At 66.3% G+C, this 26,330-nt stretch carries 28 protein-coding genes; 19 read left to right on the forward strand and 9 right to left on the reverse strand.

Going from position 1 to position 26,330, the window contains the following annotated elements; genetic code table 11:
• Positions 1-49: 49 nt before the first annotated feature.
• From NYR55_RS02065 to pyrF, 9 genes are all read left to right on the forward strand, one after another.
• Positions 50-568, forward strand: a complete 519-nt coding sequence (locus tag NYR55_RS02065) for a hypothetical protein (RefSeq protein WP_260019588.1) — start codon at positions 50-52, stop codon at positions 566-568.
• 118 nt (positions 569-686) lie between these two features.
• Positions 687-1,343, forward strand: coding sequence for a glutathione binding-like protein (locus tag NYR55_RS02070; protein WP_260019589.1), 657 nt, complete (start codon positions 687-689; stop codon positions 1,341-1,343).
• 167 nt (positions 1,344-1,510) lie between these two features.
• Positions 1,511-2,332, forward strand: coding sequence for a hypothetical protein (locus NYR55_RS02075; protein ID WP_260019590.1), 822 nt, complete (start codon positions 1,511-1,513; stop codon positions 2,330-2,332).
• Positions 2,333-2,419: 87 nt separating this feature from the next.
• A complete protein-coding gene (locus NYR55_RS02080; protein WP_260019591.1) occupies positions 2,420-3,133 on the forward strand; it encodes a response regulator in 714 nt (237 codons plus the stop codon).
• A gap of 7 nt (positions 3,134-3,140) precedes the next feature.
• On the forward strand, positions 3,141-4,502 hold the full coding sequence (locus tag NYR55_RS02085) for a HAMP domain-containing sensor histidine kinase (protein WP_260019592.1): 1,362 nt from the start codon (positions 3,141-3,143) through the stop codon (positions 4,500-4,502).
• A 4-nt stretch (positions 4,503-4,506) separates the two neighbouring features.
• On the forward strand, positions 4,507-5,202 hold the full coding sequence (locus NYR55_RS02090) for an endonuclease/exonuclease/phosphatase family protein (protein ID WP_260019593.1): 696 nt from the start codon (positions 4,507-4,509) through the stop codon (positions 5,200-5,202).
• A gap of 45 nt (positions 5,203-5,247) precedes the next feature.
• Entirely contained in the window at positions 5,248-7,548 is a 2,301-nt protein-coding gene (locus tag NYR55_RS02095; RefSeq protein ID WP_260021522.1) for a patatin-like protein, read from the forward strand.
• 74 nt (positions 7,549-7,622) lie between these two features.
• Positions 7,623-7,979 (forward strand): LapA family protein, encoded by a 357-nt coding sequence (locus NYR55_RS02100; RefSeq protein ID WP_260019594.1) that lies wholly within the window; start codon positions 7,623-7,625, stop codon positions 7,977-7,979.
• The gene (gene pyrF / locus NYR55_RS02105; RefSeq protein ID WP_260019595.1) at positions 7,976-8,650 is read left to right on the forward strand and encodes an orotidine-5'-phosphate decarboxylase; all 675 of its coding nucleotides are present in this window, start codon (positions 7,976-7,978) and stop codon (positions 8,648-8,650) included. The genes NYR55_RS02100 and pyrF overlap by 4 nt, the downstream gene beginning before the upstream one ends.
• Before the next feature lie 21 nt (positions 8,651-8,671).
• Here the strand turns inward: pyrF and NYR55_RS02110 are convergent, their stop codons facing one another.
• The 4 genes from NYR55_RS02110 to NYR55_RS02125 are packed head-to-tail and all read right to left on the reverse strand — an operon-like array spanning position 8,672 to position 12,505.
• The gene (locus NYR55_RS02110) at positions 8,672-9,310 is read right to left on the reverse strand and encodes a 2-dehydro-3-deoxy-6-phosphogalactonate aldolase (protein WP_260019596.1); all 639 of its coding nucleotides are present in this window, start codon (positions 9,308-9,310) and stop codon (positions 8,672-8,674) included.
• Entirely contained in the window at positions 9,307-10,176 is an 870-nt protein-coding gene (locus NYR55_RS02115; RefSeq protein ID WP_260019597.1) for a 2-dehydro-3-deoxygalactonokinase, read from the reverse strand. Before NYR55_RS02115 ends, NYR55_RS02110 begins: the two co-directional genes overlap by 4 nt.
• A gap of 2 nt (positions 10,177-10,178) precedes the next feature.
• Complete coding sequence (locus NYR55_RS02120; protein ID WP_260019598.1) at positions 10,179-11,813, reverse strand: sodium/sugar symporter; 1,635 nt, start codon at positions 11,811-11,813, stop codon at positions 10,179-10,181.
• Between the two features lie 50 nt (positions 11,814-11,863).
• Positions 11,864-12,505, reverse strand: coding sequence for a Pr6Pr family membrane protein (locus NYR55_RS02125; protein ID WP_260019599.1), 642 nt, complete (start codon positions 12,503-12,505; stop codon positions 11,864-11,866).
• 145 nt (positions 12,506-12,650) lie between these two features.
• On the opposite strand from NYR55_RS02125, the gene NYR55_RS02130 reads away from it, so the two are divergent.
• From NYR55_RS02130 to NYR55_RS02155, 6 genes are all read left to right on the forward strand, one after another.
• Positions 12,651-13,289, forward strand: a complete 639-nt coding sequence (locus NYR55_RS02130; RefSeq protein ID WP_260019600.1) for a phosphoribosylanthranilate isomerase — start codon at positions 12,651-12,653, stop codon at positions 13,287-13,289.
• Positions 13,286-14,515, forward strand: a complete 1,230-nt coding sequence (gene trpB, locus NYR55_RS02135) for a tryptophan synthase subunit beta (RefSeq protein ID WP_260019601.1) — start codon at positions 13,286-13,288, stop codon at positions 14,513-14,515. Before NYR55_RS02130 ends, trpB begins: the two co-directional genes overlap by 4 nt.
• Positions 14,516-14,518: 3 nt before the next feature.
• Entirely contained in the window at positions 14,519-15,322 is an 804-nt protein-coding gene (gene trpA, locus NYR55_RS02140; RefSeq protein WP_260019602.1) for a tryptophan synthase subunit alpha, read from the forward strand.
• Positions 15,319-16,176 (forward strand): acetyl-CoA carboxylase, carboxyltransferase subunit beta, encoded by an 858-nt coding sequence (gene accD, locus NYR55_RS02145; protein ID WP_260019603.1) that lies wholly within the window; start codon positions 15,319-15,321, stop codon positions 16,174-16,176. Before trpA ends, accD begins: the two co-directional genes overlap by 4 nt.
• 68 nt (positions 16,177-16,244) lie before the next feature.
• Complete coding sequence (locus tag NYR55_RS02150) at positions 16,245-17,582, forward strand: folylpolyglutamate synthase/dihydrofolate synthase family protein (protein ID WP_260019604.1); 1,338 nt, start codon at positions 16,245-16,247, stop codon at positions 17,580-17,582.
• Between the two features lie 66 nt (positions 17,583-17,648).
• On the forward strand, positions 17,649-18,074 hold the full coding sequence (locus NYR55_RS02155; protein WP_260019605.1) for a DUF6628 family protein: 426 nt from the start codon (positions 17,649-17,651) through the stop codon (positions 18,072-18,074).
• 20 nt (positions 18,075-18,094) lie between these two features.
• Here the strand turns inward: NYR55_RS02155 and NYR55_RS02160 are convergent, their stop codons facing one another.
• The 3 genes from NYR55_RS02160 to NYR55_RS02170 form a co-directional block, all read right to left on the reverse strand.
• Positions 18,095-18,841 carry a hypothetical protein gene (locus NYR55_RS02160; RefSeq protein WP_260019606.1) on the reverse strand — a complete coding sequence of 249 codons (747 nt, stop codon included), beginning with the start codon at positions 18,839-18,841 and terminating at the stop codon, positions 18,095-18,097.
• 10 nt (positions 18,842-18,851) lie between these two features.
• Positions 18,852-20,513 (reverse strand): MFS transporter, encoded by a 1,662-nt coding sequence (locus NYR55_RS02165; protein ID WP_260019607.1) that lies wholly within the window; start codon positions 20,511-20,513, stop codon positions 18,852-18,854.
• 213 nt (positions 20,514-20,726) lie between these two features.
• Positions 20,727-21,155, reverse strand: a complete 429-nt coding sequence (locus tag NYR55_RS02170; protein ID WP_260019608.1) for a response regulator — start codon at positions 21,153-21,155, stop codon at positions 20,727-20,729.
• Between the two features lie 127 nt (positions 21,156-21,282).
• Between NYR55_RS02170 and NYR55_RS02175 the strand changes: the two genes are divergently transcribed.
• Both NYR55_RS02175 and rsmD read left to right on the forward strand, forming a co-directional pair.
• Positions 21,283-22,020, forward strand: coding sequence for a pseudouridine synthase (locus tag NYR55_RS02175; protein ID WP_260019609.1), 738 nt, complete (start codon positions 21,283-21,285; stop codon positions 22,018-22,020).
• Positions 22,017-22,556 carry a 16S rRNA (guanine(966)-N(2))-methyltransferase RsmD gene (rsmD, locus tag NYR55_RS02180; protein WP_260019610.1) on the forward strand — a complete coding sequence of 180 codons (540 nt, stop codon included), beginning with the start codon at positions 22,017-22,019 and terminating at the stop codon, positions 22,554-22,556. Before NYR55_RS02175 ends, rsmD begins: the two co-directional genes overlap by 4 nt.
• A gap of 4 nt (positions 22,557-22,560) precedes the next feature.
• On the opposite strand, the gene NYR55_RS02185 is transcribed toward rsmD, so the two are convergent.
• Positions 22,561-22,809 (reverse strand): Rho termination factor N-terminal domain-containing protein, encoded by a 249-nt coding sequence (locus NYR55_RS02185; protein WP_260019611.1) that lies wholly within the window; start codon positions 22,807-22,809, stop codon positions 22,561-22,563.
• A 144-nt stretch (positions 22,810-22,953) separates the two neighbouring features.
• Between NYR55_RS02185 and purF the strand changes: the two genes are divergently transcribed.
• Complete coding sequence (purF, locus tag NYR55_RS02190; RefSeq protein ID WP_260021524.1) at positions 22,954-24,405, forward strand: amidophosphoribosyltransferase; 1,452 nt, start codon at positions 22,954-22,956, stop codon at positions 24,403-24,405.
• Between the two features lies 1 nt (position 24,406).
• Entirely contained in the window at positions 24,407-25,129 is a 723-nt protein-coding gene (locus NYR55_RS02195; RefSeq protein WP_260019612.1) for an SDR family NAD(P)-dependent oxidoreductase, read from the forward strand.
• Positions 25,130-25,153: 24 nt separating this feature from the next.
• Here NYR55_RS02195 and NYR55_RS02200 read toward each other — a convergent pair whose 3' ends face one another.
• Positions 25,154-26,329 (reverse strand): serine hydrolase domain-containing protein, encoded by a 1,176-nt coding sequence (locus tag NYR55_RS02200; protein WP_260019613.1) that lies wholly within the window; start codon positions 26,327-26,329, stop codon positions 25,154-25,156.
• Between the last annotated feature and the right edge of the window lies 1 nt (position 26,330).

Genomic DNA, 26,330 nt, shown 5'->3' on the forward strand with positions numbered 1-26,330 from the left:
AACCAGCGCGCGGGAAGGATCGTTGGTGATACGAAACGGAGATTGCACCATGCGCCACGCCCTAGCCCCGCTGATGATCCTTGCCCTGCTGCCCACCCTGCCCGCCGCCGCCCGGCCGCAGCCCGGTCAGGACGCCCAGCAGGAGAAGGGCAAGAAGGAAGACAAGACCGGCAAGGTCGCCGGCGATATCGTCAGCCAGCCCGCGCGGGACGTGGGTGCGGTCGAGACGAAAACGCCCGAGGTGCTGGTGAAGGCGCAGGCAGCGCCCTACAGCCTGACCGGCATCCGCACCTGTACGCAGATCACGCAGGCGCTGGGCGAACTCAGCGCCGTGCTTGGTCCCGATTTCGACGCCACCCCCGAAGAGCGCAGCCGCGAGGGCAAGGTGGCGGAAGCCGGCGGCCGCGCCGTCGTCAATTCGCTGATCCCGTTCCGCGGCCTTGTGCGCGAAATCAGCGGCGCGGCGGGGGCGGACCGGCGGCTGCAGGCGGCGATCGACGCCGGTCATGCAAGACGCGGTTTCCTGCGCGGTGTCCATCGCACCCGTGGATGCAAGTCCGCTGGCTGACGCGGAACGGGCTAAGCGGTAGCCGCGGGGGGCGAAACAATTTCTTGGCGGTCCGGCCGCCTTGCCCCGCGCTGGCCAGCGCCTACCTGTTGGCCCACTGCATCAGGCGGAGCAAGACATGATCGACCTGCATTACTGGCCGACGCCCAATGGCCACAAGATTACCCTGTTCCTTGAGGAAACCGGCCTTCCCTACACCGTCCATCCGGTCAACATCGGCGCGGGCGATCAGTTCAAGCCGGAATTTCTGGCCATCGCGCCCAACAACCGGATGCCCGCGATCGTCGACCATGTCCCGGCCGATGGCGGCGCACCGGTCAGCATTTTCGAAAGCGGCGCGATCCTTCAGTATCTGGCCGATAAGACCGGCCAGTACGGCGGCACGGATGCCCGCAACCGGATCGAGGTTACGCAGTGGCTGTTCTGGCAGATGGGCGGCTTGGGGCCGATGGCGGGGCAAAACCATCATTTCAGCCGATATGCCCCCGAACGGATCCCCTATGCCGTAGACCGGTATGTCAAGGAAACCGCGCGGCTGTACGGCGTGCTCGACCGGCGGCTGGCCGACCGGGCGTTCATTGCCGGGGAATATTCCATCGCGGACATGGCCGCCTATCCCTGGATCGTGCCGTATGAAGCGCAAGGCCAGCGGCTGGAGGATTTCCCCAACCTGAAGCGCTGGTTCGATGCGATTGCGGCACGGCCGGCAACGATCGCGGCCTATGCGCTGGGCGAGAAAATCCGTCCGGCCGACACGCCGATGACCGAAGAATAGAAGCGCGTCCTGTTCGGTCAGAACGCCGCGAAATGATCCGATAACGCACCGCCGCCGCGACAGATTGCGACAATAATCCGGTCGTCCGACAAATCCGGGCGACAAATCCCGACGAAAAGCATCGTCAATGTCGGGATGTTCCCGGCAAGGGATCAAGGAAACGGATGATGGTTCGCAACACGATAATCGCGGCGGCGCTGAGCGCCACAACCATTCCGGCCGGCGGTGCGCTGGCCGCCCAGCAGCTTGGGGTGGATGGCCCCGACCGGATGCTGGTCAAGCTGGACAGCAACAAGGACGGCAAGATCAGCCAGTCGGAAATGGTCGCTGAATCCGACGCCCGCTTTGCCAAGCTGGACGTCAACAAGGACGGGCAGCTTTCGCCCGAGGAGATGCCCAAGCGCGGCCATGGCAAGCGCCATGGCGGCGACCGCGGCGAACGGCGCGCCATGATGATGGAGCGCATGGACACCAATGGCGACGGCCAGGTGTCGACCGCAGAGCGGGAGGCTGCACGCGCGGCCATGATCGCCCGGCTGGACACCAACAAGGATGGTCAGGTTTCGCAGGACGAACGGCGCGCCGGAAGTGGCGGCTGGGCCGATGCCGACCGCGACGGGACGGTGACCGATGCGGAACGCGCCGCTCTGCGCGAGAAGATGCAGGCGCGGCTGGATGCGAACAAGGACGGCACGGTTTCCGATGCCGAACGGGCCGCCGCCCGCAAGACGTTCGGCCAGATGGGCGGCCAGATGGGCGGCCGCATGATGGCCCGTGTCGATACCGACGGAAACGGCACGGTCAGCCAGGCGGAAATGCGCGTGCAGGCTCAGACCCGGTTCGCGCAGCTGGACACCAACAAGGATGGCCAGATCGACGCCGCCGAACGCAGCGCGGCCAAGGCCCGCTTCGCCGAATTGCGCGGCAAGTGGCGCGATGGCCGACTGCCCCTGCCGGCGGATGCGCCGCCCCCGCCCCCGGCCGGCTGATCGCCGCCCGATGCCCGACGCGCCAGGGCGGAGCCTTGCTTCCGCTCTGGCGTTTGGCCCATTCCCGCGTCACAATCGGATCCGAATATGAGCCTGCCACACCTTCTTCTGGTCGATGACGAACGATCGATCCGCGAACCGCTGGCCCAGTTTCTGACGAAACAGGGGTTTCGGGTGACGCAGGTCGCCGATGCGGAGGCCGCGCGCGCGCGGCTCAACGCCTATGACATCGATCTAGCCATCGTCGACATCATGATGCCGGGCGAGGATGGCCTGAGCCTGTGTCGTCACATTCGCGCGACAAGCGATACGCCCGTCATCCTGCTGACCGCAAAGAGCGAGGAGACGGACCGGATCGTCGGCCTGGAAATGGGCGCGGACGATTATGTCGTAAAGCCCTTTTCCCCCCGCGAGCTGGCGACACGGGTGAAGGTCGTGCTGCGCCGCGCGGCGAACGGATCGCGCCAGCACGCGCCGGAAAGCGGCAGTTTCGCCTTTGCCGGATGGGTGCTGAAAACGGGTGAGCGGACGCTGGTCGACCGCGACGGCGTGTCGGTGCCGCTGTCGACGGGTGAATATAACCTGCTTCACGCGCTGGTCATGCGGCCGCGTCAGGTGCTGACCCGCGACCAGTTGCTCGATCTGACCCAGGGCCGGGAAGCGGCAGCATTCGATCGCGCCATCGACAATCAGGTCAGCCGCCTGCGCAAAAAGCTGGAGGAGGACCCCAAAAGCCCCTCCGTCATCAAGACCGTTTGGGGCGGCGGGTACACCCTGTCGGCCGAGGTTACGCGGCTTTGACACGCGCATGAGCCGCATCCGCCTGTTGCCGCGCAGCCTTGCCGGTCAGCTTGCGCTGCTCGTCGCGCTGGCGCTGTTCGTGGCGCAGGCGCTGAACTTTGCGCTGCTGCTGCGCGAGCGGCAGGGATATCGCTTTGCCCAGATTGCGGTGCCCACCATCACCCGCATCGTCGATGCGGCCGAACGGGTGGAACAGGGCCGGCTGTCGCTGGACGACCCGCGACCGCGCGGCCGGGTGCGGCTGGTCAGCGCCAATCCGGTGCCGGAAGGGCTGCCCACCGAGGATGATGTGGCGGCCGGCATCCGGTACGGCCTGGACCAGAGCCAGGTCCAATATGGCCGCATCGTCGCGGTTCTGAACCACGAGCATGTGCCCGTGCCAATCCTGGAGTCTCGCCGGCGACAGAACGATCAGCGCCAGGACCGGCAGAACGGGCCGCCCGATCTGCTGGTCGCTGTGGAATTGCCGGGCAAGGGGTGGCTGGCGATCCGCGCGCCATGGCCGATGACCGGGCGGTTCCTGATCTGGCAACTGATCGCCCAGACGCTTGTGCTCTATGCGGTTGTCATGCTGCCCATCGTGGTGCTGGGCCGGCGGATCGCGCGTCCGCTGCGGTCGCTGGCGCAGTCGGCGGCCAGCTTTAACCCTGCACAGCCAGGCGAACCGGTGCCCGAACGGGGGCCGGAGGACGTCCGGTCGGTGATTTCGGCGTATAACGGCCTGTCCGGCCGCGTGACCGCCATGCTGGATGAAAAGGACCGGATGCTGGGCGCGATCGGCCATGATCTGCGCACTCCGCTGGCCGCGCTGCGCGTCCGCATCGAAAGCGTCGAGGACGAACAGGACCGGGCGCGCATGGCCGAGATCATCGAGGAAATGCACCGGACGCTGGAGGATATCCTGTCGCTGGCGCGGATGGGCCGGCCCAGCGAGCCGCACAGCGATGTCGATCTGGCCGCGCTGGTCGATGCCGTCGTTGCCGATTTCGAGGATCTGGGCGCCGATGTGACCGCGACAGAGGCACCGCGCATCACCATCCGCATCCGTCCGACGCTGATGCGGCGGGCGCTGCGCAACCTCATTGAAAACGCCGTCAAATATGCGGGGTCAGCCGAAGTGCGGCTGGTTCCGGGCGAGCGCGACGTCTGTATCGAGGTGGCCGATCACGGCCCCGGCATCCCGGAGGACAAGATCGACGATGTGTTCGACGCCTTTATCCGCGTCGAAACCAGCCGCAACCGGGATACTGGCGGCATTGGCCTGGGCCTGGCGCTGGCCCGTGCCATTGTCCGCGATGCGGGGGGCACGATCACGCTGACCAACCGTCAGGGCGGCGGCCTGATCGCCGCAATCCGCCTGCCCCGTTGATCCGATGCTGAAGGTTGCGAGCTATAACATTCACAAGGCGGTGGGGACCGACCGGCAACGGCGGCCGGACCGCATCGTACAGGTGCTGGGCGAAATCGGGGCCGATATCGTCGCGCTTCAGGAATGTGACCGCCGCTTTGGCGCGCGTCAGGCGGTGTTGCCCGGCCATATCCTGAACGATCATGGCGGGTGGCAGGTGGTGCCGGTGGCACAGCGGCAGGCCAGCATGGGATGGCATGGCAATGGCCTGCTGATCCGGCCCGAGGCGACGTTGCTGCACGCAGAGGCGCTGCACCTGCCGGTGCTGGAGCCGCGCGGCGCTGTGCTGGCCGAGGTTCACGCGCGCGGGCGCGACTACCGGATCGTCGGGATGCACCTTGATCTGTCGGGCCTGTGGCGCAGGCGGCAGGCGCGGGCGATCCTGGCGCATCTTGCCGCCCGCCCCACCTCCATGCCGACGATCCTGATGGGCGACCTGAACGAATGGCGGCCCAATGGCGGCTGCATCGCCGATTTCTGCCGATCCCACCGGCTGGCCGATACCGGGCCAAGCTTTCCGGCCCGGCGGCCGATCGGGCGGCTCGACCGGATCATGGTCAGCCGGGATCTGTCCATCCTGGACTGCGGCGTCCATGGCAGCGTTGCCGCCCATGCCGCTTCCGATCACCGGCCGGTCTGGGCTAGGATACAACCGGCCTGACCATCCGTGCCCGGGGTGGAACGGGCGATACCAGAGGGGTGCCCCGTGCGGGAAAAGGAATTGCGGCTGGCCCTTGTCTGTTACGGCGGCATCAGCCTGGCCGTATACATGCACGGCATTACCAAGGAGATATGGCGGCTTGCCCGCGCCAGCCGCGCCTTTTGCGATGGCGACCCGCCATCCGCCGGCAGTGAGGGCGTTTATCGCGCGCTGATGCAGGACATTGCCGATCGCACCGGCGTTCAGGTGCGCGTGCTGGCCGATATCGTCGCGGGCGCGAGTGCGGGCGGCATCAATGGCGTGTTCCTGGCGCAGGCGATCAGTTCGGGCCAGTCGCTCGACCCGTTGACCGACCTGTGGCTGGACACGGCGGATGTCGAGGCGCTGATCGATCCGGGTCAGGCGCCATCCGGGCGGATGACCAAGCTGTGGGCGCTGCCCATCGCGTGGATGGCGATGAACCGCGGCACGATGATCGACGCCACCGTCGAAGAGGGCGCGCGCGACGAGGTGAAGCGCAAGCTGGAACATTTCGTCCGGTCCCGCTGGTTCGAACCGCCCTTTGGCGGGGAGCGGATGCTCGACCTGTTGCTTGACGCGCTTGACGCCATGGCGGCCGTCCCCGCCGGTCCCCGTCTGTTGCCGCCGGGTCAGCCCATCGACCTGTTCGTCACGGTGACGGATTTCGAGGGGCATTTCGAACTGCTCCGCCTCAATTCACCGCCCGAAGTGATCGAAACGGAGCATCGGCTGGTCATCAGTTTCCGGGATCAGGGGCATGACGGCCCCTGCCCGCTTGCCGACCCCGCCGAGCTTGCCTTTGCCGCGCGGGCAACGTCCAGTTTTCCCGGCGCCTTTCCGCCCTTTTCGGTGGGGGAACTGGACCGGGTGCTGGACATGCGGGACCGGTCATGGCCGGGCCGCGCCGAGTTTCTGCGCCGCGCCATGCCCCATCGCGCCGCAGCGGGCGCGGCGGAACAGGCGGCGCTGATCGACGGGTCGGTGCTGGTCAACGCCCCGTTTCAGCCCGCCATCGATGCCCTGCGCGAACGGCCCGCCCGGCGACAGGTGGACCGGCGGTTCATCTTCATCGATCCGACCCCCGGAGCACGGCCCGGCATCTATGGCGAACCCGGCCACCGGCCCGGTTTTTTCCAGACGATCATCGGATCGCTGTCCGAACTGCCCCGGCAACAGCCGATCCGCGACAATCTGGAGGCGATTGCCGCCCGGTCCGAACGCATCATCCGGATGCGAACGATCATGGAGGCGATCCGCGCAGAGGTGGAGGCGCAGGTCGTCGGCCTGTTCGGCTATACCCTGTTCCTCGATTATCCCACGCCGCGGCGGTTGGTGAACTGGCGTCGCCGGGCACAGAGCCATGCGGCAAGCCGGGCGGGTTACGGCCATGCGGCCTATGCCCTGTTGAAAGTGGACGCGATCATCGACCGGCTGGCCGCCCTGATCGGGGCGATGACCAAGCGGACGACGGCAGAAGATGTCCGCGCAATCCGCGCCGCGCTGGCCGCGTGCGTGCGCGAGCGGGGGGCGATGGATTTCGCCGCCGGGCATCCGACGGGTGCCGCGCCCGCCGCCGTCGCGTTCCTGCGCGCCCATGACCTTGGCTTTCGCATACGGCGACTGCGGCTGCTGGCCCGGCGGATCACCGAGCTGGACGAAGCGACGCCGGACGAGGCGCTGTCGGCGATGCGCGAGGCGGTTTACCAATCGCTCAGCGCCTATCTGGAATGTGAGCGGCAGGAACATCATGCGGGGCTGATCGGCCCGGACGACATGCCCGCATTGCTGGATCATCCGGGCGTGGTGCTGGACCGGGTGGCCGCGCATATGAACCTTGAGGCGCTGGACAGTGCGACGGACGACCGGTTGTCGGCGGCGTTCAGCCAGTTGTCGCGCGATCTGCGCCGCCCGGTGCTGCTCGCCTATCTGGGCTTTCCGTTTTTCGATCTGGCCACCCTGCCGCTGCTGGAGGGTGAGGGGATGGACGAATTCGATCCGATCCGCGTCGACCGCATCTCGCCCGACGATGCGACGGCAATCCGGTCCGGCGGCGCGGCGGCGACGCTGAAGGGGATTCAGTTCAACAATTTCGGCGCATTTTTCAGCCGTGCCTATCGCGAAAACGACTATCTTTGGGGTCGGCTGCATGGAGCAGACCGACTGATCGACATCGTGCTTTCCACCCTGTCCCCAAGCCAGCGGCCCGATCCGGCCGAACTGTTGGCGGTCAAGCAACAGGCGTTCCGCGCCATCCTGAACGAGGAACGGGAACGGCTCAAAAGCATTCCCGGCTTGTTCGAGGCGCTGGACGCCGAGATCGGATGAACCCGCCGTGGCTGGCCAATCCGGGCGATTGCGCCTAGGGTCCGCCGTGGCATGAGAAAAGGAAAGGATCGCCCATGCAATTCCTGAGGACCCTGTTCTGGGCCTTGCTGGTCGGCATTCTGGTCGCGTTCGCCTTTAACAACTGGACCAGCGTGGACGTCCGGCTGTGGGGCGGGATGGTTGCGCAGACCAACTTGCCGCTGCTGCTTGGCATCGTCTTTCTGCTGGGTTTCCTGCCCATGTTCCTGGCGCATCAGGCGATGAAATGGCGGCTGAAATCGAAACTGGCGAGCACGGAGCGCGCGCTGAACGAATTACGCAATGCCCAGACCCCGATTGTGCAGCAGCCGGTGCCGCCCGCCCCGTCGGCCACCGCGCCGATCGCTTCCGGCGAGCTTCCGCTTGAACCCGCGCCGGGGCAGCGCCTGTGACCAACCGGATCTTCGTTGCCCTGGATACGCCAGACCTTGAACAGGCGCAGGCACTGGCCCGGCGCGTCCATACCCATGTGGGCGGGATCAAGCTGGGCCTGGAATTCTTCATGGCCAATGGGCGGCACGGCGTGCACGCCATGGCCGATATCGGCCTGCCCATTTTCCTTGACCTGAAATTCCACGACATTCCGAACACGGTGGCAAAGGCGGTGCAGGCGCTGCGCCCGCTTAATCCCGCGATCCTGACCGTCCATGCCAGTGGCGGCCGCGCGATGATGGAGGATGCCAAGGCCGCCGCGCCGGAGGGGACCAAGGTCGTCGCCGTCACCATGCTGACCAGCCTGGACCGCAGCGACCTTCAGTCCATCGGCCTGTCGCCCGATCCGCACGAACAGGTCGTTCGGCTGGCCGAACTCGCCCGGTCCGCCGGGGTTGATGGCATCGTATGTTCAGGCGAAGAGGTGAAAGCCGCCCACTCCGTCTGGAAAGACGGATTTTTCGTCGTCCCCGGCGTGCGGCCCGCCGATGGGACCGCGGGCGACCAGAAGCGGGTGGTGACGCCCCGCGACGCGCTGGATCGCGGTGCCTCTATCCTGGTCATCGGCCGCCCGATCACACAGGCCGAGGACCCGGATCAGGCCGCGCGGGCCATCGAGGCGACCCTCTAGAGGGATCGGGCAGCGGGCCGATCAGGCCGCGGTGGTCAGCGCCGCAACGAACGCCCGCGCCCGTTCACCGACCTGTTCCGCACTGTATCCGGGGCGATAGAGCGCCGAGCCAAGGCCGAACCCCGCTGCACCGGCGTCCAGCCAGGGCTGCATATTCCCCGGGTCGATGCCGCCCACCGGCAGGACGCGCGTGCCGGCCGGCAGCACCGCGCGCATCGCCTTCAGCACCGCAGGCGATGCGCCCTCTGCCGGAAACAGTTTAAGGGCATGGGCACCGGCGGCCAGCGCCGCAAACCCCTCGCTCGGGGTTGCCATGCCGGGCAGCGAGACAAGGCCCGCATTGACGCTGGCCCCGATCACCGCCGTGTCGGTGTTGGGCGAAATGATCATCGTGCCGCCCGCCGCCGCGACGGCATCGACATCCGCCACGGTCAGCACCGTTCCGGCACCGACGACCGCGCGATCCCCGGCCACGCTGGCCAACCGGGCGATGCTGTCCAGCGGGCGCGGCGAATTGAGCGGCACTTCGATCAGGGTGAACCCCGCCTCGATCAGCGCCTCGCCAATCGGCACCACCTCGTCCGGCTGAACCCCGCGCAGGATCGCGATCAGGGGGCAGCGCGCAAACGCCGCATCGAACCGGTTGCTCGTCTCACTCATGCCTGAAATCCCTGAATCGCGGTAACGCCCGCCACAAATGCCGCGCTGCTGTTGATCAGCACCGCCTGTCGCCCGTGCGCCTCGATCGCCGCCACGTACAGCTGGCCCAGCGCATTGCCCGCCAGAATATGAACCCGGTCGGCATCCGTTTCGGACAGGCGCGCGGCAACCTCTGTCCCGATCAAAAGGCCGCTGGCATAGGCGGGTGCATCCCCATCCGCGCGCATCCCCAGCAATCCTGCCGCCCGGATACCGAACAGGTCGGTCAACAGGTCGCGGCGGTTCCGCGCATCGGCAACGCCGTCCAGAAACGCCGGGCCAAGCGCCGGATCGCCGCCAAGCTGCTGCGCCAGCACGCCATGCCCGCGCAACAGGGCGAACAGCTCGCCGGTCATCGCGGTGGAAAATGCCGCGATCCGGCCATCCGCCATTCGCGCCCATTTGCTGTGCGTGCCCGGTTGAACCAGAACGGCGTCGGGGGGCACCAGCCCGGCGGCAACCGCACCCAGCAACTGCACCTCCTCGCCCCGCATCACATCGGCGCGCCCGTCGGCGGTCGTAGAGACGCCCGGGACGATGGCCGTGCGCGCGTCCACCCGCATCAGCTTTGCCGCCAGTTCGGCGATCCCGGCGGGTGCGGCGACATAAGGGGCAACGCGCCAGCCGATCGACGATCCGACCATCCCGGCCATCAGCATGGGATGATCGCCGAACTGCGCCCGCACCTCGCCCACCGCCGCATCGAAATCGGTGACCGATGTAACGCCCAGACCGTCCTGATGCGTGTGCACCACCGCCCCCGCCTCGATCCGATAGATGCGGCGATTGGTGGTGCCCCAGTCAATCGCCAGCAGCGTGTCCGCCATCGTTACCACCAGACCGCGTACAGGATGGCGAGCACGACGACCACCGCCACACTGGCCAGGTTGAACCCCGTGCTGGTCGCAAAGGACACGCCCTGCATCGTGATCCGGTTGCGTTCCGCCTGTGCCGGACGCAGGAGCGAGACGATGATGGCCAGCGCCAGGCTGATGAAGAACACGATCATCATGCGGTTCATGAACGGCACGGCGTTCAGCACCGCGATGCCGCCCCAGTCGGCCGGCAGCCAGAACAGGAAACTGAGCGCAACCGACGCCACCGCCCCGACCAGCGCCCCCGCCTCTGTCGCGCGCGGCCAGAACAGGCCGAGCAGGAAGATGACGCAGATGCCCGGCGTGACGAATCCGGAAAATTCCTGGATATACTGGAACGCCTGATCCAGGCTGCCCAGCAGCGGACGGGCGGTCAGAATGCCCAGGATCGTCGCCACGACGGCGCTGATCCGGCCGACCAGCACCAGCGACTTTTCATGCGCCATGCTGGCCACGGCATCGCCGTCCGCCTCGCTCGCCCGGCTCTGAATCCCCTTCAGCTTGGCATAGAGATCAAGGGTGAAGATGGTGGCGATCGAATTGATCTTGGACGCCATCGACGCGATGATCGCCGCGACCAGGGCCGCAAAGACCAGACCCAGCAACCCCGTCGGCAACAGCCGCATCATGGTGGGGTATGCCTGATCCGGCTTGGCAAGATCGGGGGCCAGGATCACCGCCGCGATGCCGGGCAGGACGATGATGATCGGCATCAGCATCTTGAGGAACGCGGCAAAGACGACCCCCTTTTGCGCCTCGCCCAGGCTCTTGGCCGCCAGCGCGCGCTGAATGATGTACTGGTTGAACCCCCAATAGCTGAGATTGGCGATCCACATCCCGCCGATCAGGACGCTGAGGCCCGGCAGATCCTTGTAGAACGGGTTGTCCGGCGACAGGATCATGTCGAATTTTTCGGGCAATTCGGTGGTCAGCCGGGAAAAGCCGCCCAGAACGCCGGCATCGCCGCCAATTTCGCTGAGCGTCAGCCACGATACGACCAGACCGCCGAACACCAGCAGCGTCACCTGCACGATGTCGGTCATCGCCACGGCCTTCAGCCCGCCGCGAAGCTGATAGACAAGGGCAAAGATGCCCAGGCCGATCAGCGCCACGTCCTGATCCACGCCCGCCACCTGAGTGACTGCGATCGAGCCAAGCCACAGGATCGAGGTCAGGTTGACGAAAACATACAGCGCCAGCCAGAACACCGCCATCACGGTGCGGATGGTCGGCCCGAACCGCTGTTCCAGGAACTGCGGCATGGTGTAGATTTCGTTGCGCAGGAAAATCGGCAGAAACCATTTGCCGACGATCAGCAGCGTCAGCGCCGCCATCCATTCATAGGATGCGATGGCCAGGCCGACGGCATAGCCCGATCCGGACATCCCGACGATCTGTTCGGCGGAAATGTTCGCCGCGATCAGCGACGCACCGATCGCCCACCAGGGCAGCGCCTTGGACGCCAGGAAATAATCGGACGTATTCTTGGTCCGACCTGCTTTTTCGCGGCTGATCCATTGGGCAAGGCCGAAAATGCCGATGGCATAGACGATGACCACGATCAGATCGATTTGCGACAGTCCCGTCACGCACCCTCCCACATACTGATGACCCGAATTATCATATGATTGCCGATTGTCTAGCGTCGCCGGGCACGGGCACCGCCCAGCCAGCGGTCGACCGCGACCAGAATGGCCGCCCCCAGCGCGACGGCGACGGTGATGCCGCCGGCCGCAGCGGCGAACCCGTCCCATCCCGCCTTGCCCGGATCCAGGAAATAATAGGCGTACCAGCCATCATACGCACCGCGCGCCACCGCATAGGCCAGATAGGCCAACGGAAACAGCAGTGCCCGCCACACCTGCCCCCAGCGCAGCGTGCCATGCCCGCTCGCCAGCCACGCCAGCAGGAACAGCGGCGGCACGGCATCGTGCAACAGGTGATCGGCAACCGCCTGCCATCCGGTCGGTTCCCACACATGGCGCAGCGCAATCGAATAGGTGATGCCAACCAGCAGGATGGCGACCAGCGCCGACAATCGCACCCATGGCCGCGCCAGCGGCGATCCCGCGCGCAGGCCCATCGCCGCGGCCACGATGCACACGAACAGGTTCGACAGGATGGTGAAAAAGCCGAAGAACCGCCACAGCGCGGCCCCGACGCCCTCGCCCCGCCCGGCGAATTGCCCGACGATCAGCGCCAGTTGCAGCACCAGCGCAAATCCGGCGACCAGCGCAACGGTTCGGGCGATCGGCTGCATCCAGGTGCTTGGCCGGTCCATTGGCACATCCCCTCCTCCAACCCCGGTCATGCTTGTCGAAGCATCGCGGCGAAGACAATGCCCTTGTGCCCGAACGCGGCGCGATTGGCGATGGATCGGGCGGCGGACGATTGACCCCGCGATGCCCGCCGCCTAGCGCGGGACCATGCGTGCCACTGCCAAGATCTGCGGGCTTTCGACGCCCGAAACGCTGGATGCCGCGATTGGCGGCGGGGCCAGCCATGTCGGTTTCGTGTTCTTTCCGCCCTCTCCCCGCACCCTGACGCTGGAACAGGCGGCGATGCTGGCGGCACGCACCCCGGACACGGTCGGACGGGTCGGCGTGTTTGTCGATCCGGATGACGAGCTGTTGAACGGGGCAATCGCGGCCGGGCGGCTGAGCGCCGTTCAGCTGCACAAGACCGCGCCGGAACGGATCGCCGCCATCCGCGCGCGCCTGTCCGGCATCGAGGTCTGGGCGGCGATCGCGGTCAAGACGCGCGCTGACCTTGATCCCGCGCGGCGGCTGCACGGGATTGTGGACCGCGTGCTGTACGATGCAAAGACGCCGGATGGCGCATCGCTGCCGGGCGGCATGGGCCTTCGCTTTGACTGGACGCTGCTGCGCGGGTTCAATCACCCGCTGCCCTGGGCGCTGTCCGGCGGGCTGGATGCGGGCAATGTGGCAGAGGCGATCGGCACGACGGGCGCGACGCTGGTCGATGTATCGTCCGGCGTCGAACGCACGCCGGGCACCAAGGATGTGGACAAGATCGCCGCTTTCCTTAAAGCGGTCGCATCATGAACGCACCCAACAGCTATCGCGCACAGCCCGACGATCGCGGGCATTTCGGGCAGTTTGGCGGCCGTTATGTCGCCGAGACGCTGATGCCGCTGATCCTCGAACTGGAAACAGCGTATAAATCCGCCAAGGCGGACCCGGCCTTTGCCGCGCAGTTCGACGATCTGCTGGAGCATTATGTCGGGCGCCCCAGCCCGCTTTATTATGCCGAGCGGCTGACCGAGGAATTTCGGAAGGACGCAGCCGACGGCATGGGGGCGCAGGTCTGGTTCAAGCGCGACGAGTTGAACCACACCGGCGCGCACAAGATCAACAACTGCATCGGCCAGATCCTGCTGGCGATCCGCATGGGCAAGACGCGGATCATCGCGGAAACGGGCGCAGGCCAGCATGGCGTTGCCACCGCCACCGTCTGTGCGCGCTTTGGCCTGCCCTGCACCATCTTCATGGGCGCAAAGGACGTGGAGCGGCAGCAGCCCAATGTGTTCCGCATGAAGCTGCTCGGCGCGGAAATCGTGCCGGTGACCAGCGGCGCGGCGACGCTGAAGGACGCGATGAACGAGGCGCTGCGCTACTGGGTCGCGAACGTCCACGACACCTTCTACATCATCGGCACCGCCGCCGGTCCGCACCCATACCCCGAACTGGTCCGCGATTTTCAAAGCGTGATCGGGCGGGAAGCGCGCGAACAGATGTTGAGCCGTACCGGCCGCCTGCCCGACCTCCTGGTCGCTGCGATCGGCGGCGGATCGAACGCGATCGGCCTGTTCCACCCGTTCCTGGACGATGCCGACGTCAAGATGCTGGGCGTCGAGGCGGCCGGGCATGGGCTGGACAAGCAGCACGCGGCCAGCCTTGCGGGCGGCTATCCCGGCATCCTGCATGGCAACAAGACCTATCTGTTGCAGGATGACGACGGCCAGATTGCCGAGGCACATTCGATCAGTGCCGGCCTCGATTATCCCGGCATCGGGCCGGAGCACGCGTGGCTGAAGGAAATCGGGCGGGTGGAATATACCTCCGTCACGGATACCGAGGCGCTGGACGCGTTTCAGCTGCTCTGCCGGACGGAGGGGATCATCCCCGCGCTGGAGCCGAGCCACGCAATCGCGGCCGTCGGCAAGGTGGCGCGGGAAATGGGCCGAGATCAGGTGATCCTGGCCAATCTTTGCGGCCGCGGCGACAAGGACATCTTCACCGTCGCCGAGGCGCTGGGGACGGAAATCTGATCGATGGACCGTCTTGCCTCCACTTTCGCCGCCGCCCGTGAAGCGGGGCGCGCCGCGCTGGTTACCTTCGTCACGGCTGGCGATGGCCCGACTGCCGACATCCTCGACGCGCTGGTCGCTGGCGGGGCGGACGTGATCGAGCTTGGGATGCCGTTCACCGATCCGATGGCGGACGGCCCGGCAATTCAGGCCGCGAACCTGCGCGCACTGGCCAATGGCACGACCACGGCGGACATCCTGGCCATCGCCAGCGCGTTTCGCCAGCGGCACCCCGACGTGCCCCTCGTCCTGATGGGCTATGCCAATCCGATGACGCGGCGCGGGCCGGAATGGTTCGCCGCCGCCGCGCGCGATGCGGGTGTTGATGGCGTCATCTGCGTCGACATCCCGCCAGAGGAGGATGACCAGCTTGGCCCCGCGCTGCGCGCCGCCGGCCTGCACCTCATCCGACTGGCCACGCCAACCACCGATGCCGCGCGGCTGCCCGCCGTGCTGGATGGTGCATCGGGCTTTCTCTATTACGTCTCCGTCGCCGGGATTACCGGCCTGCAACAGGCGGCACAGGACAGCATCGATGCCGCGGTCGCCCGGCTGAAGGCGGCGACGGACGTTCCCGTAGCGGTCGGTTTCGGCGTGCGTACGCCGGAACAGGCCGCCGCCATCGGGCGGGTCGCCGACGGCGTCGTCGTCGGTTCCGCCATTGTCGAACTGGTCGCGCAGCACGGGGTCGGCGCCCCGGCGGCCGTCCAATCCTATATCACCACATTGGCGCAGGCGATCCGCGCCGTATCCAGGGTTTCCGCATGAGCTGGCTTGGCCGCGTCCGTAACGCGATCTCCTCTTTCGTCCCCGTCAGGAAGGACACGCCCGACAATCTGTGGCACAAATGCGCAGGGTGCGGGCAGATGGTATTCATGAAGGAATATCAGGAGAATATGTCCGTCTGTCCGCTGTGCGGCCATCATGGCCGGATCGGGCCGAACGACCGGTTCGAACATCTGTTCGACCCCGGCTTTACCGTCCTGCCCAGCCCGCGCACGGCCGACGACCCGCTAAAGTTCCGCGATTCAAAGCCCTATGCCGCCCGGCTGAAGGCGGCGCGCGCCGATACCGGCAACACCGACGCATTCGTCAATGCCGATGGCCGCATCCGGGGCCAGCGCGCGATTGTGGGCGTTCAGAATTTCGGGTTCATGGGCGGATCGATGGGTCAGGCGGTGGGCGAGGCGTTCATTGCGGGCGTTGAATCCGCGATCAAGGTCAAGGCGCCGTACATCGTGTTCACCGCCAGCGGCGGCGCGCGGATGCAGGAGGGGATCCTGTCCCTGATGCAAATGCCGCGCACGACCGTCGCCATCCAGATGCTGCACGATGCCGGCCTGCCCTATATCGTCGTGCTGACCGATCCGACATCGGGCGGCGTCATGGCCGCCTATGCCATGCTGGGCGATGTGCAGATTGCAGAGCCGCGCGCGACGCTGGCCTTTACCGGCCGCCGCGTCATTGAAAGCACGATCCGCGAAAAGCTGCCCGACGATTTCCAGACCAGCGAATATTATCTGGCGCACGGCCTGATCGACATGGTGGTCCATCGTCATCAGCTGGCCGATCAGCTGGCGCAGGTGATCGATTATCTGACCGGCGCGCGCAAGGCGGCGTGACCCCGCAACGTCGCGCAGGCCCCGTCCGTTCGTACCGCGCGAACGGAACCGGGGTCCGGGTCTGACCGATGCCCGATCACGCATCCTCGGCCGACCCCGGCGTCCAGCGGCAGCTTGACCGGCTGATGGCGCTTGGCCCCGGTGCGGATGTGCTGGGGCTGGACCGGATCACCCGGTTGCTGGACCGGATCGGCAATCCGCATCGCGCATTGCCGCCGGTGTTCCATGTCGCGGGCACGAACGGAAAGGGGTCGACCTGCGCCTTTCTGCGTGCCGCGCTGGAGGCGGATGGCCGGCGCGTCCATGTCTATACCAGCCCGCATCTGGTCCGGTTCAACGAGCGGATCCGGCTGGCCGGGCGGCTGATCGAGGATGATGCGCTGGCTGCGCTGCTGGCCGAGGTGCTGGACGCCGGCGGCGATATCGGCGCCAGCTTTTTCGAGGTGACGACGGCCGCCGCGTTCCTCGCCTTTCACCGGACGCCGGCCGACGCCTGTGTGATCGAGGTGGGGCTTGGCGGGCGGCTGGACGCCACCAACGTGCTGACCGATCCGGCCGTATGCGGCATCGCCCAGCTGGGCATGGATCATGAGTCGTTTCTCGGCGACACGATCGAAAAGATCGCGTTCGAAAAGGCGGGGATAGCCAAGCCCGGCCGCCCGCTGGTGACGATCGATCACGGCGATGCGCTGAACGCCGTCATCGCCGCGCATTGCCGATCGGTCGGCGCGCCGCTGCTGCGCCAAGGGGTGGATTGGCAGTTCGGGGGCGATACGCACCAGAACACCGTGGTTCACCATGGGCCGGGTGGCGGGGCGCAGGTCGCGACGCCCTGGCCCGCCCTGCCCGGCGATCATCAGGTCGGCAATCTGGCGCTGGCCATCGCCATGCTGCGCGCTCAGGATCGGGTGCCGGTCAGTGCCGCCGCGCTGCAGGCGGCGCCGCTTGCCGTGCGCTGGCCGGCCCGGATGCAGCGGCTGGGCGACGGCCCCCTCAGCGCGATGCTTGCGCCGGGATCATCCATCTGGCTGGACGGCGGGCATAATCCTGCGGCCGGGCAGGCGGTGGCGGATGCGCTGGCATCGCTGGTGCCGGATGGCGGCGTCCACCTGATCCTGGGGATGCTCGCCAACAAGCAGCCAGAGGGGCTGCTCGCCCCGATTGCGCCGATGCTGGCCAGCGTGACCGCGATCCCCGTGCCCGGCCATGCCCATCACGCCCCCGATGCGCTGGTCGGCACCCTGGCACAGATGGGCGTCGCCGACGGACAGGTTGCGGCCGATCCCGCCGATGCGGTTGCCCGTCTGGCTCGCCGGTTGAACGGACAGGCGGCCCCCGTCCTGATCCTCGGTTCGCTCTATCTGGCGGGCGAGGTGTTGCGGCTGAACGCGGAATTGCCCGACTGATCTTTTTGCGATTGACTATCAATAGCACAGGAGTAGCGTAGGGGCCTGACAGGAGACATGCCCCCGATGTTGACCACCCAATCCATTGCCGCCGCCCTGCCCCGTCGTCAGCCCGATCACGCCGCCCGCCGCCTGTTGATGCACGGCCTGCGCCGCACCGGGATGCACGGCCTGGACGATGCGATGACCGCCAGCATCTTCATGTCCGCCTTTGGCGGTCGGTACCGCCGCCCGCTCGTCCTGCTGCGCAGCCTGATGGCGGAATTGTCGTCGCTGGCCAGTGGTCCCATCCGCATCTCGCCGCCCTGTTGCGGACGCATGACGGTGGACGAGGCTTTGCTGGCCGATGCCATTGCGGCGGCGGCCACCGATCCGGGCCGCACGCGCGTCCTGCTGGGCGATGTGATCGGCCGCCGGATGGTGGACGGCCCGGCCGCCACCGCCGCCCTGCTCGCCCGCGCCTTTGCCGATGGTGGCCACCCGCTTGACTGACCGGTCAGCCGGTCCGGGGTTCAGCCCCTGAGTTCGGCCAGCGTATCGGCGGCCCAGCGATACATCTCCGCCTCTGCCGCGCGCTGCGTCCGGTCCAGCCGCTTTGCCCGCCGCTCGACCTCCTCCAGCACGGTCAGCGCCTCGCCGCGCCAGCCAAGAGCGATCAGCAGCGCGGCGTAACGGCACCGCGCCTCCTCCCCCGGCAGGCGCGTGACGATGTCGGCATAGATCGCCGCCGCCGCCTCGCGCTTGCCAAGGTCCTCAAGGATCCGCGCGCGGAGCAGCATCACGCGGTCCCGGTCCGCCTGGGTCGACGGATCGCCCGCCGCGTCCAGCTCGGTTAGCGCACCCGCCGGCTCGTTCGTCTCGTACAGCGCGCGGGCCAGCTTGCGCCGCTGCGTCGGGATACCGCCGCCCGGCATCGCCGCCAGCTGGCAAAGCACCGGCAGCGCCTCGGCATGACGGCCAAGCGCCATCAGCGCATCGGCCAGCCGCTCGCGATTGGCGACCGTGTCGGCCAGGTCCAGCGCGTCGCGGGCGCTGCGCAATTCGCGCTCCGGGTCGATGGCGTTGCGCACCTTCGACTCGGCCAGCCGCACATGGCGATTGCCCCGCGCACCGGGCAGCACCTCGACCAGCAGATAGGCGATCGCACTGGCCACCGGCAGAAAGAACAGCGCCAGCAGCCACAGCTGATTGCGGCCGTTACGGATCACATGGACGATACAGGCAATCTGGATCGCCAGGATCAGCAGATAGATCGGCATGACGGCGCCCCTACTCGGTCGCCGCCCTGGCCTGCTCCGGCCCAGGCTCCGGTTGCTGCTTGGTGCCAGCGGTGACCGTCCGGTCGACCAAACCGGTAAACATCATCCACGCAAACAGCAGGATACCCGGCAATGCGACCACAAATGTCAAAACGTAAAAGTTCACGAAGCCCATGCCGTCGATCATCTTGCCAGCCAGCGTGCCGCTGAGAAACCGGCCAAGAATGCTTGCCGCTGCCGAAAACAGCGCAAACTGTGTGGCGGTGAAGGAAAGATTACAGAGGGCGGACAGGTAGGCGACCACCGCAACCCCGCCGATTCCACTGGAGAAGTTTTCGAAGCTCATGGCGGCAGCCATTGCCAGATTATCGTGACCAACAACCGCCAGACCGGCGAAACTCAGATTGGATATCGCCATAAGGATCAGGCTGATCATGACTGATCGTTTCATGCCCAGCCATGCGTAGAGCACACCCCCCACGAAAATCCCGAGGAGCAGGGCGACAAATCCCACGACGACGTCGAAATAGGCTATTTCGGGTTTGGTAAAGCCGAGATCTGCAAACAGCAGCCGAAGCGACAGGTTTGCCAGCGTGTCGCCCAGCTTATGGAGAACGACAAACAAAAGCGCGATCAGTGCCCCCTCCCGTCGGAAAAACTCCACGAACGGGTCCACGCGGTTGTTGCTCCGGTCGATCGCATCGCGCGAAGCGAGGCTGGCAACAAATAGCAGCAGCGCCGCGCTAACAGCGATCAACAGCATGGCTTCAATGCTTGTCCAGCCTGTGATCATGCCGGTTGCGATAGCAGCAATCGGGACAATGCAGAGCCACGCCAACCGCCCGGACCGGCCGGCATCGCGCAGCCTTCGCGCAGTCAGGTCGAACAGGGGAAACAGATATCCCGCCAACACCAGATTGCCGAGGATGTTTGTACCGAGCACCCGGTCAATCCAGACCCCGGCAAGATAAATTGGTACGAACGACAGAATGAACAACAGATAGGAACGCCGCCCCATCCGCTCGGGCCATTCCCGAATGACCTTTCGCTCAGGTTCTCCGACCAGCAGCCCGGTCAGGACAGCCGGCAGTGCAAATAGCGAACAAAGCCCGTAGGCGACGTGCCAGTTACTCCAGTCCGCTGCCAGCAACGCCAACGCGCCCGCGGCAGCAGAACCAATCCGCCAGCCATATTGGCTCATGCCCGACCCGATGCCCAGCTGGCGCGGTTCCAGCAACTCGATGCGATACGCGTCGATCACGATGTCGAATGTTGCACCCGCAAAGCCGACCAGAATGGCCGCCACAACTGTCATCGCAAGATCGGACTTCGGGTCAACGCTTCCCAAAAAAACCACAGCCGCGATCACGAACGCGCCAGCGACGATCAACCAGGACCGGCGCTGACCGATGCGGCCCAGCAGCGGCACCTCGAACTTGTCGACGATCGGCGCCCACGCCCATTTCAAATTATAGGCCAAGAATGTCAGTGCAAACGCGGTGACGGTCGCACGTGTCACGCCTTCCTCCGTCAGCCGCGTGGTCAGCGTCGCGCCGATCATGGCAAATGGAAATCCGGATGAAATGCCCAATGCCAGCGCGGCAAGCGGCGCGCGCTCGAGATAGGGCCTCAAGGCGTCCGAAAAACCCAACCGCGCCCGTTCCAAAGCCATGTTCCGCCTTCCATCCCTTTGCGCACGCGAGCACCGCAATGCGGCGCGCCGCATCCATGAGCCGGCATAGCGCAACCGCGGCAATTGCCTAGAGGGGGATGGGCCGACAGCGGCGGGTGCGTTCACGGCCCGGCGGCGGGACGGGGCGGGTCGTCACGGATATCGCGGCGCAAGCAACGGGGCGGCATTGCCCGCGTCCTGGCACTGAGGGGCTCAGGCGGCCGGGGCGAACAGGGACAGGCCGGTCGGAAAAGCCTTTGGCGCATGCCCGTCCACCATCGATCCGACCGCAGCCACCGCGCTGATCAGGTCGCGCGGCCGATAGGGTTTGGCCAGCCATCCCATTGCCAGCGCCTGCGCCTGATCCGGGCACAGGCCGGATACGATCAGCACCGGGACGCCGTCCGCATGGGCGCGCTCTGCAATCGCCAGGCCGTTGCCGTCGCTGAGGTTGATGTCGAGCAGCACCAGTTGCGGCTGACCATCGGCGATATGGGCCAGCGCCGCCGCGATCGTATCGACCGTTGCCAGCACCTCATACCCCGCCTCGGTCAGGATATGTTCGGCGTCGAACGCGACCAGCGGCTCATCCTCCACGATGAGGAGCCGGGTAATCGTCCGCTTTCTTCTGCCGAACAACATTGCTATCCGCTCTTTCGCCTGGTGAAGCGGACTATCCGCGCCCCTGGTCATAACGCCCATGACATGGGGTGGGTTGGCACGCCGGATGGATTTCGTCGTGTCCCTGAAACGGAATATATCAAAAACGATGGCGCCACCCAAATCCAAGGAAACTCAACGCATTGCCAAGTTGCTCGCGCGCGCCGGAGTCGCGTCGCGGCGCGAGGTGGAGCGGATGATCGAGGCCCGGCGCATCGCCATCGATGGAAAGCCGGTGGAAACGCCCGCGACCCTGCTGACGTCGCTCCACGGCGTCACCGTGGATGGGAAACCGGTCAGGGCGCCCGATCCCGCCCGGCTGTTCCTGTTTCACAAGCCGACCGGCGTGCTGACGACCGAACGCGATCCGAGGGGGCGGCCGACCATCTATGACCGGTTGCCGCGCGATCTGCCGCGGCTCGTGCCCGTCGGTCGACTGGATTACAACACCGAAGGTCTGCTGCTGATGACCACCGATGGCGGTCTGAAGCGTCAGCTTGAGCTGCCGTCCAGCGGGGTCGAGCGCATCTATCGCGCCCGCGCGCATGGACAGGTGACGCAGGCGCAGCTCGAATCGCTGATGGAGGGGGTCGAGATCGAGGGGATGCGATATGGCCCCATCGACGCCAATATCGAACGGCGCACCGGCGCCAATGTCTGGATCGCGCTGAAACTGACCGAGGGCAAGAACCGGGAAGTTCGCCGCGTGCTGGAATATCTGGGGCTGGAGGTGAACCGCCTGATCCGGATGTCCTATGGCCCGTTCATCCTGGGCGACCTGCCGGTCGGCGAGATTGGCGAAGTGCGCCAGCACGATCTGGTCGCGTTCCGCAAGACGCTTAAATGAGGATCATTGCCGGGCAATGGCGCGGACGGCGGCTGGCCACCCCGCGCGGCGACACGACGCGGCCGACGGCCGACCGCACGCGCGAGGCGCTGTTTTCGATGCTGACCAGCCGTCTGGGCAGTTTCGAGGGGCTGGCGGTCGCGGACCTGTTCGCCGGCTCGGGCGCGCTGGGGTTCGAGGCATTGTCCCGCGGGGCTGCCACGTGCCTGTTCGTGGAGCAGGACCGCGATGCCCTGACCGCGATCCGGGACAATGCCACGATGCTGAACATCCGCGCCGATATCCGCGCGCAATCGGTCATGGCGCTTGGCCCTGCCCCGGCGCCGCTCGATCTGGTGATGATGGACCCGCCCTATGGCACCGGCGCGGGTGCGGTGGCGCTGGACAAGCTCAACCGGCTGGGCTGGATCGCCGATGCGACCTGGATCAGCATCGAGACGGAGCGGACCGAGGCGGTGACCATCGCCGGTTTCACGATCGATGCCGACCGGGTGCATGGCAAGGCGCGGCTGACGCTGTTGCGGCGCGACGCCTGAACCTTCATCCCTTGCGGATCGCCTGGACCAGCTGCGCCTTCGTCATCGACGACCGCCCGGCAATGCCGATCTGCTTGGCCTGACCGTACAATTCGGCCTTCGTCCGGTCCTCCAGCTTCCCGCCGCCCGGCTCCAGCGTTCCTGCCGCGCGGGCATTGGCGATGCGCGCCGCCTTTTCCGGGGATGCGCCCTGCCGCAGCAGCGCCTCGTACGTCGCATCGTCCTTGATGCTCGGCCCGTGATCCTTTGCCATCGCGCTTTTCCCTTATGTTCCATCGGATCAACGCAGAGGGTCCGGGCGGGTTCACCTTCCGTGCAAAGGATGTGACAAAAGGGCGACAAAGCCGATCGACCGCCCTATATGGCGCGCCAGGGGCAGGGCAGCGACGGGCGCATGATGATTACCACTCATCCATTTGACGACGACAAACTGCGTGAAGAATGCGGTGTTTTCGGGGTTTCCGGGGCGGACGGCGCGGCGGCGCTGGTCGCGCTTGGCCTGCATGCGCTTCAGCATCGCGGCCAGGAAGCGGCGGGCATCACCAGTTTCGACGGCGAATTGTTCCACACCCATCGGGCGATGGGTCATGTGGCGGGCAATTTCGACCGTCCGGACGTGATGGAACAGATGCCGGGCCGGGTCGCGCTGGGCCATGTCCGCTATTCGACGACCGGCGAAACGGCGCTGCGCAATGTCCAGCCGCTCTATGCCGAACTGGCGACAGGCGGATTCGCCATCGCGCATAACGGCAATATCTCGAATGCCATGCACCTGCGCCGCGAACTGGTGCAGTCCGGTTCGATCTTTCAATCGACCAGCGATACCGAAACCATCATCCACCTGGTCGCGACGTCGGATTTCCGCACGCCGCTGGACCGGTTCATCGACGCGCTGAAGCAGGTGGAGGGCGCCTATTCCCTGATCTGCGCAACGCCGCAGATGATGATCGCCTGCCGCGATCCGCTGGGCATCCGGCCGCTGGTGATGGGCAAGTTCGGCGATTCGATCATCTTCGCCTCCGAAACCGTCGCGCTGGATGTGGTGGGCGCGCATTTCGTCCGTTCGGTCGAACCGGGCGAACTGGTGATCGTGCACCATGACGGGCGAATCGAATCGGTCCGCCCCTTTGCCCCCGTCTCGCCCCGGCCCTGCATTTTCGAATGGGTGTATTTCAGCCGGCCCGATTCGATCGCGGATGACCAGTCGGTCTATTCCGTCCGCAAATCCATCGGCGCTCAGCTGGCGATTGAAAACCCGGTCGAGGCTGACCTGGTGATCCCGGTGCCGGACAGCGGCACGCCCGCCGCCATCGGTTATGCCCAGCAATCGGGCATTCCGTTCGAATTGGGCATCATCCGGTCGCATTATGTCGGCCGCACCTTTATCCAGCCGGGCGACAAGGTCCGCCACCTTGGCGTCAAGCTGAAGCACAACGCCAACCGCGCGCTGATTCAGGGCAAGCGGGTCGTCCTGATCGACGATTCGATCGTGCGCGGCACCACCAGCCTGAAAATCGTCCAGATGATGCGCGAGGCCGGCGCGCGTGAGGTGCATATGCGCATCGCCAGCCCGCCGACCCGGCACAGCTGCTTTTACGGCGTCGACACGCCTGAACGGGCAAAGCTGCTTGCCGCAAAGCTGGACCTGGGCGGCATGACCGATTTCATCCATGCCGACAGCCTGGCGTTCATTTCGATCGACGGGCTGTACAAGGCGCTGGGCGAGGCCGGGCGCACCGCCGTCCGCCCGCGCTATTGCGATGCGTGTTTCACCGGGGAATATCCCACGCCGCTGACCGATCAGATGGAACGCGGCGGCCAGGATCAGCTCGAACTGCTGGGTAACTGACATGACCGAACTGACGCCGGATCAGCCGCTTGCCGGCAAGCTTGCGCTCGTCACCGGGGCCAGTCGCGGGATCGGCGCGGCAACCGCCGTCGCGCTGGGCCGGGCCGGGGCGCACGTCATCCTGACCGCCCGGACGGCCGGCGGGCTGGAGGCGGTGGAGGAGGCGATCCACGACGCCGGGGGCAGCGCGACCATCGCGCCGCTCGACCTGACCGAGGGGGATGGCGTGATCCGCCTGGCCGAAGCGATTGCCGGACGGTGGAAGGCGCTGGACGTGCTGGTCCTCAACGCCGCGATGCTTGGTTCGCTGGGCGCTGTCACGGCCATCGATCCAAAGGAACTGTCCAAGGTGATGACCCTGAACGTCAGCGCGCAGGCCGCGTTGCTTGGGTCGTTCGATGCGATGCTGCGCGCCTCGTCCGCCGGGCGGGTGATCGGCATTACGTCCAGCGTCGGGCGCAATCCGCGCGCCTATTGGGGCGTCTATGGCGCGTCCAAGGCGGCGTTCGAAACGCTGCTGGCCTGTTATGGCCAGGAAGTGCGCAACATCTCGCCCGTACGCACCGCGATCCTCGATCCGGGCGCGACCCGGACAAAGATGCGCGCCCGCGCCTATCCCGGCGAAAATCCGGACAGCGTGAAACCGCCAGAGGTCGTGGCCGACCATATCCTGAAGCTGCTGGCCAGCGATTTCGAGGACGGGCGCGTCGAACGGGTCGGCTGATCCCGGAACGGTTCGCCGCGACCCTTATTTCGCGGCGGCCGCCGAAAGCTCTGCCATGAATTGCAGCTGGGCGATGCGCAGATCCTGACCCGTCGCCCTGGGCCAGTTGGCAATCATGGCGATCACCAGTTTCCTGTCCGGCACGATCGCGATCGACTGGCCGAAAATGCCCTGCGCACCGAATGCGTCGGGATAGGTCCACCACTGATAGCCATAGCCAAAGCCCGGCAGGCTGCCGATCGATACCTGTTCCTTGCCCGCTTCGGCGAACCAGCCATCGGGCACCTGCCCCTTGCCGCCCTCCAGCGCGAACAGGCCCATGCGGGCATAATCGCGCAGGCGAAGGGACAGGCAGCATCCGCCGATATTCTGGCCCGTCAGATCGGTCATCCAGAACAGATCACCCTCGAACCCCGCAGGACCGGTGATCTTTTCCTGCGCATAATCGCTCAGCCGTCGGCCCGTCGCGCGCTCGACGATGATGCCGATCAGGTTGGTCTCGCCCGTCTTGTACACCCATTTCGTGCCCGGCTCGGCTTCGCTGGGCAGCTTGGCGAGATAGGCGAGCATGGGGTCCTGCCCCTCCGGCGCGGTGGCCAGCGCCATGCGCGCGACGTCGCTGTCGGGGTTGGTATAATCCTCGTTCCAGCGCACGCCGCTGGTCATGGTCAGCACCTGGCGCACCGTCACCCGGTCATAGCCGCTGCCCTTCAGTTCGGGCACGTACCGGACCACGGGATCGTCCAGCGACGCGATCTTGCCATCCTTTACCGCTGCACCGACCAGCGTCGAGGTAAAGGATTTGGCGACGGAAAAGCTGGTCCAGCGATCCTGCGCCGTCATGCCCAGGCCATAGCGTTCCTCGCGCACCTTGCCGTCCTGCACGACGATCAGGCCGGCGACCTTGTTGGCGGCCATGAACGCATCGATGCGCGCGGCATCCATCGCCAGCGGCTGACCCTTGGGCAACAGGCGGACGACATTCGACGCCTTGGCCGTGGTGCCGGGAAAGACGGTTTCCATCGCCCGGAAATTCTTGGATCGGACATCGTCGGGCCAGAACAGGATCTCTGCCGCCGCGCGGGACAGCTTTGCCCGCTGTTCCGCCGTCATCGGTGCCGCAGCCGTCTGGGCCATGCCCGTGGCGGGCAGCATCCCCGCACCCAGCAGCAGCATCGCCCGCAGCATCCGCTTCGGCATC

Origin of the sequence: Sphingomonas sp. BGYR3 (genome assembly GCF_025153455.1) — a bacterium.
In the GTDB taxonomy this organism is placed as follows: Bacteria; Pseudomonadota; Alphaproteobacteria; order Sphingomonadales; family Sphingomonadaceae; genus Sphingomonas.

Excerpts from the sequence above, each read along its gene's own strand:
- NYR55_RS02065 (WP_260019588.1), top strand. The coding sequence starts at position 50 with ATGCGCCACGCCCTAGCCCCGCTGATGATCCTTGCCCTGCTGCCCACC.
- NYR55_RS02070 (WP_260019589.1), top strand. The coding sequence starts at position 687 with ATGATCGACCTGCATTACTGGCCGACGCCCAATGGCCACAAGATTACC.
- NYR55_RS02075 (WP_260019590.1), top strand. The coding sequence starts at position 1,511 with ATGGTTCGCAACACGATAATCGCGGCGGCGCTGAGCGCCACAACCATT.
- NYR55_RS02080 (WP_260019591.1), top strand. The coding sequence starts at position 2,420 with ATGAGCCTGCCACACCTTCTTCTGGTCGATGACGAACGATCGATCCGC.
- NYR55_RS02085 (WP_260019592.1), top strand. The coding sequence starts at position 3,141 with ATGAGCCGCATCCGCCTGTTGCCGCGCAGCCTTGCCGGTCAGCTTGCG.
- NYR55_RS02090 (WP_260019593.1), top strand. The coding sequence starts at position 4,507 with ATGCTGAAGGTTGCGAGCTATAACATTCACAAGGCGGTGGGGACCGAC.
- NYR55_RS02100 (WP_260019594.1), top strand. The coding sequence starts at position 7,623 with ATGCAATTCCTGAGGACCCTGTTCTGGGCCTTGCTGGTCGGCATTCTG.
- NYR55_RS02110 (WP_260019596.1), bottom strand. The coding sequence starts at position 9,310 with ATGAGTGAGACGAGCAACCGGTTCGATGCGGCGTTTGCGCGCTGCCCC.
- NYR55_RS02115 (WP_260019597.1), bottom strand. The coding sequence starts at position 10,176 with ATGGCGGACACGCTGCTGGCGATTGACTGGGGCACCACCAATCGCCGC.
- NYR55_RS02125 (WP_260019599.1), bottom strand. The coding sequence starts at position 12,505 with ATGGACCGGCCAAGCACCTGGATGCAGCCGATCGCCCGAACCGTTGCG.
- NYR55_RS02130 (WP_260019600.1), top strand. The coding sequence starts at position 12,651 with ATGCGTGCCACTGCCAAGATCTGCGGGCTTTCGACGCCCGAAACGCTG.
- trpB (WP_260019601.1), top strand. The coding sequence starts at position 13,286 with ATGAACGCACCCAACAGCTATCGCGCACAGCCCGACGATCGCGGGCAT.
- trpA (WP_260019602.1), top strand. The coding sequence starts at position 14,519 with ATGGACCGTCTTGCCTCCACTTTCGCCGCCGCCCGTGAAGCGGGGCGC.
- accD (WP_260019603.1), top strand. The coding sequence starts at position 15,319 with ATGAGCTGGCTTGGCCGCGTCCGTAACGCGATCTCCTCTTTCGTCCCC.
- NYR55_RS02150 (WP_260019604.1), top strand. The coding sequence starts at position 16,245 with ATGCCCGATCACGCATCCTCGGCCGACCCCGGCGTCCAGCGGCAGCTT.
- NYR55_RS02155 (WP_260019605.1), top strand. The coding sequence starts at position 17,649 with ATGTTGACCACCCAATCCATTGCCGCCGCCCTGCCCCGTCGTCAGCCC.
- NYR55_RS02160 (WP_260019606.1), bottom strand. The coding sequence starts at position 18,841 with ATGCCGATCTATCTGCTGATCCTGGCGATCCAGATTGCCTGTATCGTC.
- NYR55_RS02165 (WP_260019607.1), bottom strand. The coding sequence starts at position 20,513 with ATGGCTTTGGAACGGGCGCGGTTGGGTTTTTCGGACGCCTTGAGGCCC.
- NYR55_RS02170 (WP_260019608.1), bottom strand. The coding sequence starts at position 21,155 with ATGTTGTTCGGCAGAAGAAAGCGGACGATTACCCGGCTCCTCATCGTG.
- NYR55_RS02175 (WP_260019609.1), top strand. The coding sequence starts at position 21,283 with ATGGCGCCACCCAAATCCAAGGAAACTCAACGCATTGCCAAGTTGCTC.
- rsmD (WP_260019610.1), top strand. The coding sequence starts at position 22,017 with ATGAGGATCATTGCCGGGCAATGGCGCGGACGGCGGCTGGCCACCCCG.
- NYR55_RS02185 (WP_260019611.1), bottom strand. The coding sequence starts at position 22,809 with ATGGCAAAGGATCACGGGCCGAGCATCAAGGACGATGCGACGTACGAG.
- purF (WP_260021524.1), top strand. The coding sequence starts at position 22,954 with ATGATTACCACTCATCCATTTGACGACGACAAACTGCGTGAAGAATGC.
- NYR55_RS02195 (WP_260019612.1), top strand. The coding sequence starts at position 24,407 with ATGACCGAACTGACGCCGGATCAGCCGCTTGCCGGCAAGCTTGCGCTC.
- NYR55_RS02200 (WP_260019613.1), bottom strand. The coding sequence starts at position 26,329 with ATGCCGAAGCGGATGCTGCGGGCGATGCTGCTGCTGGGTGCGGGGATG.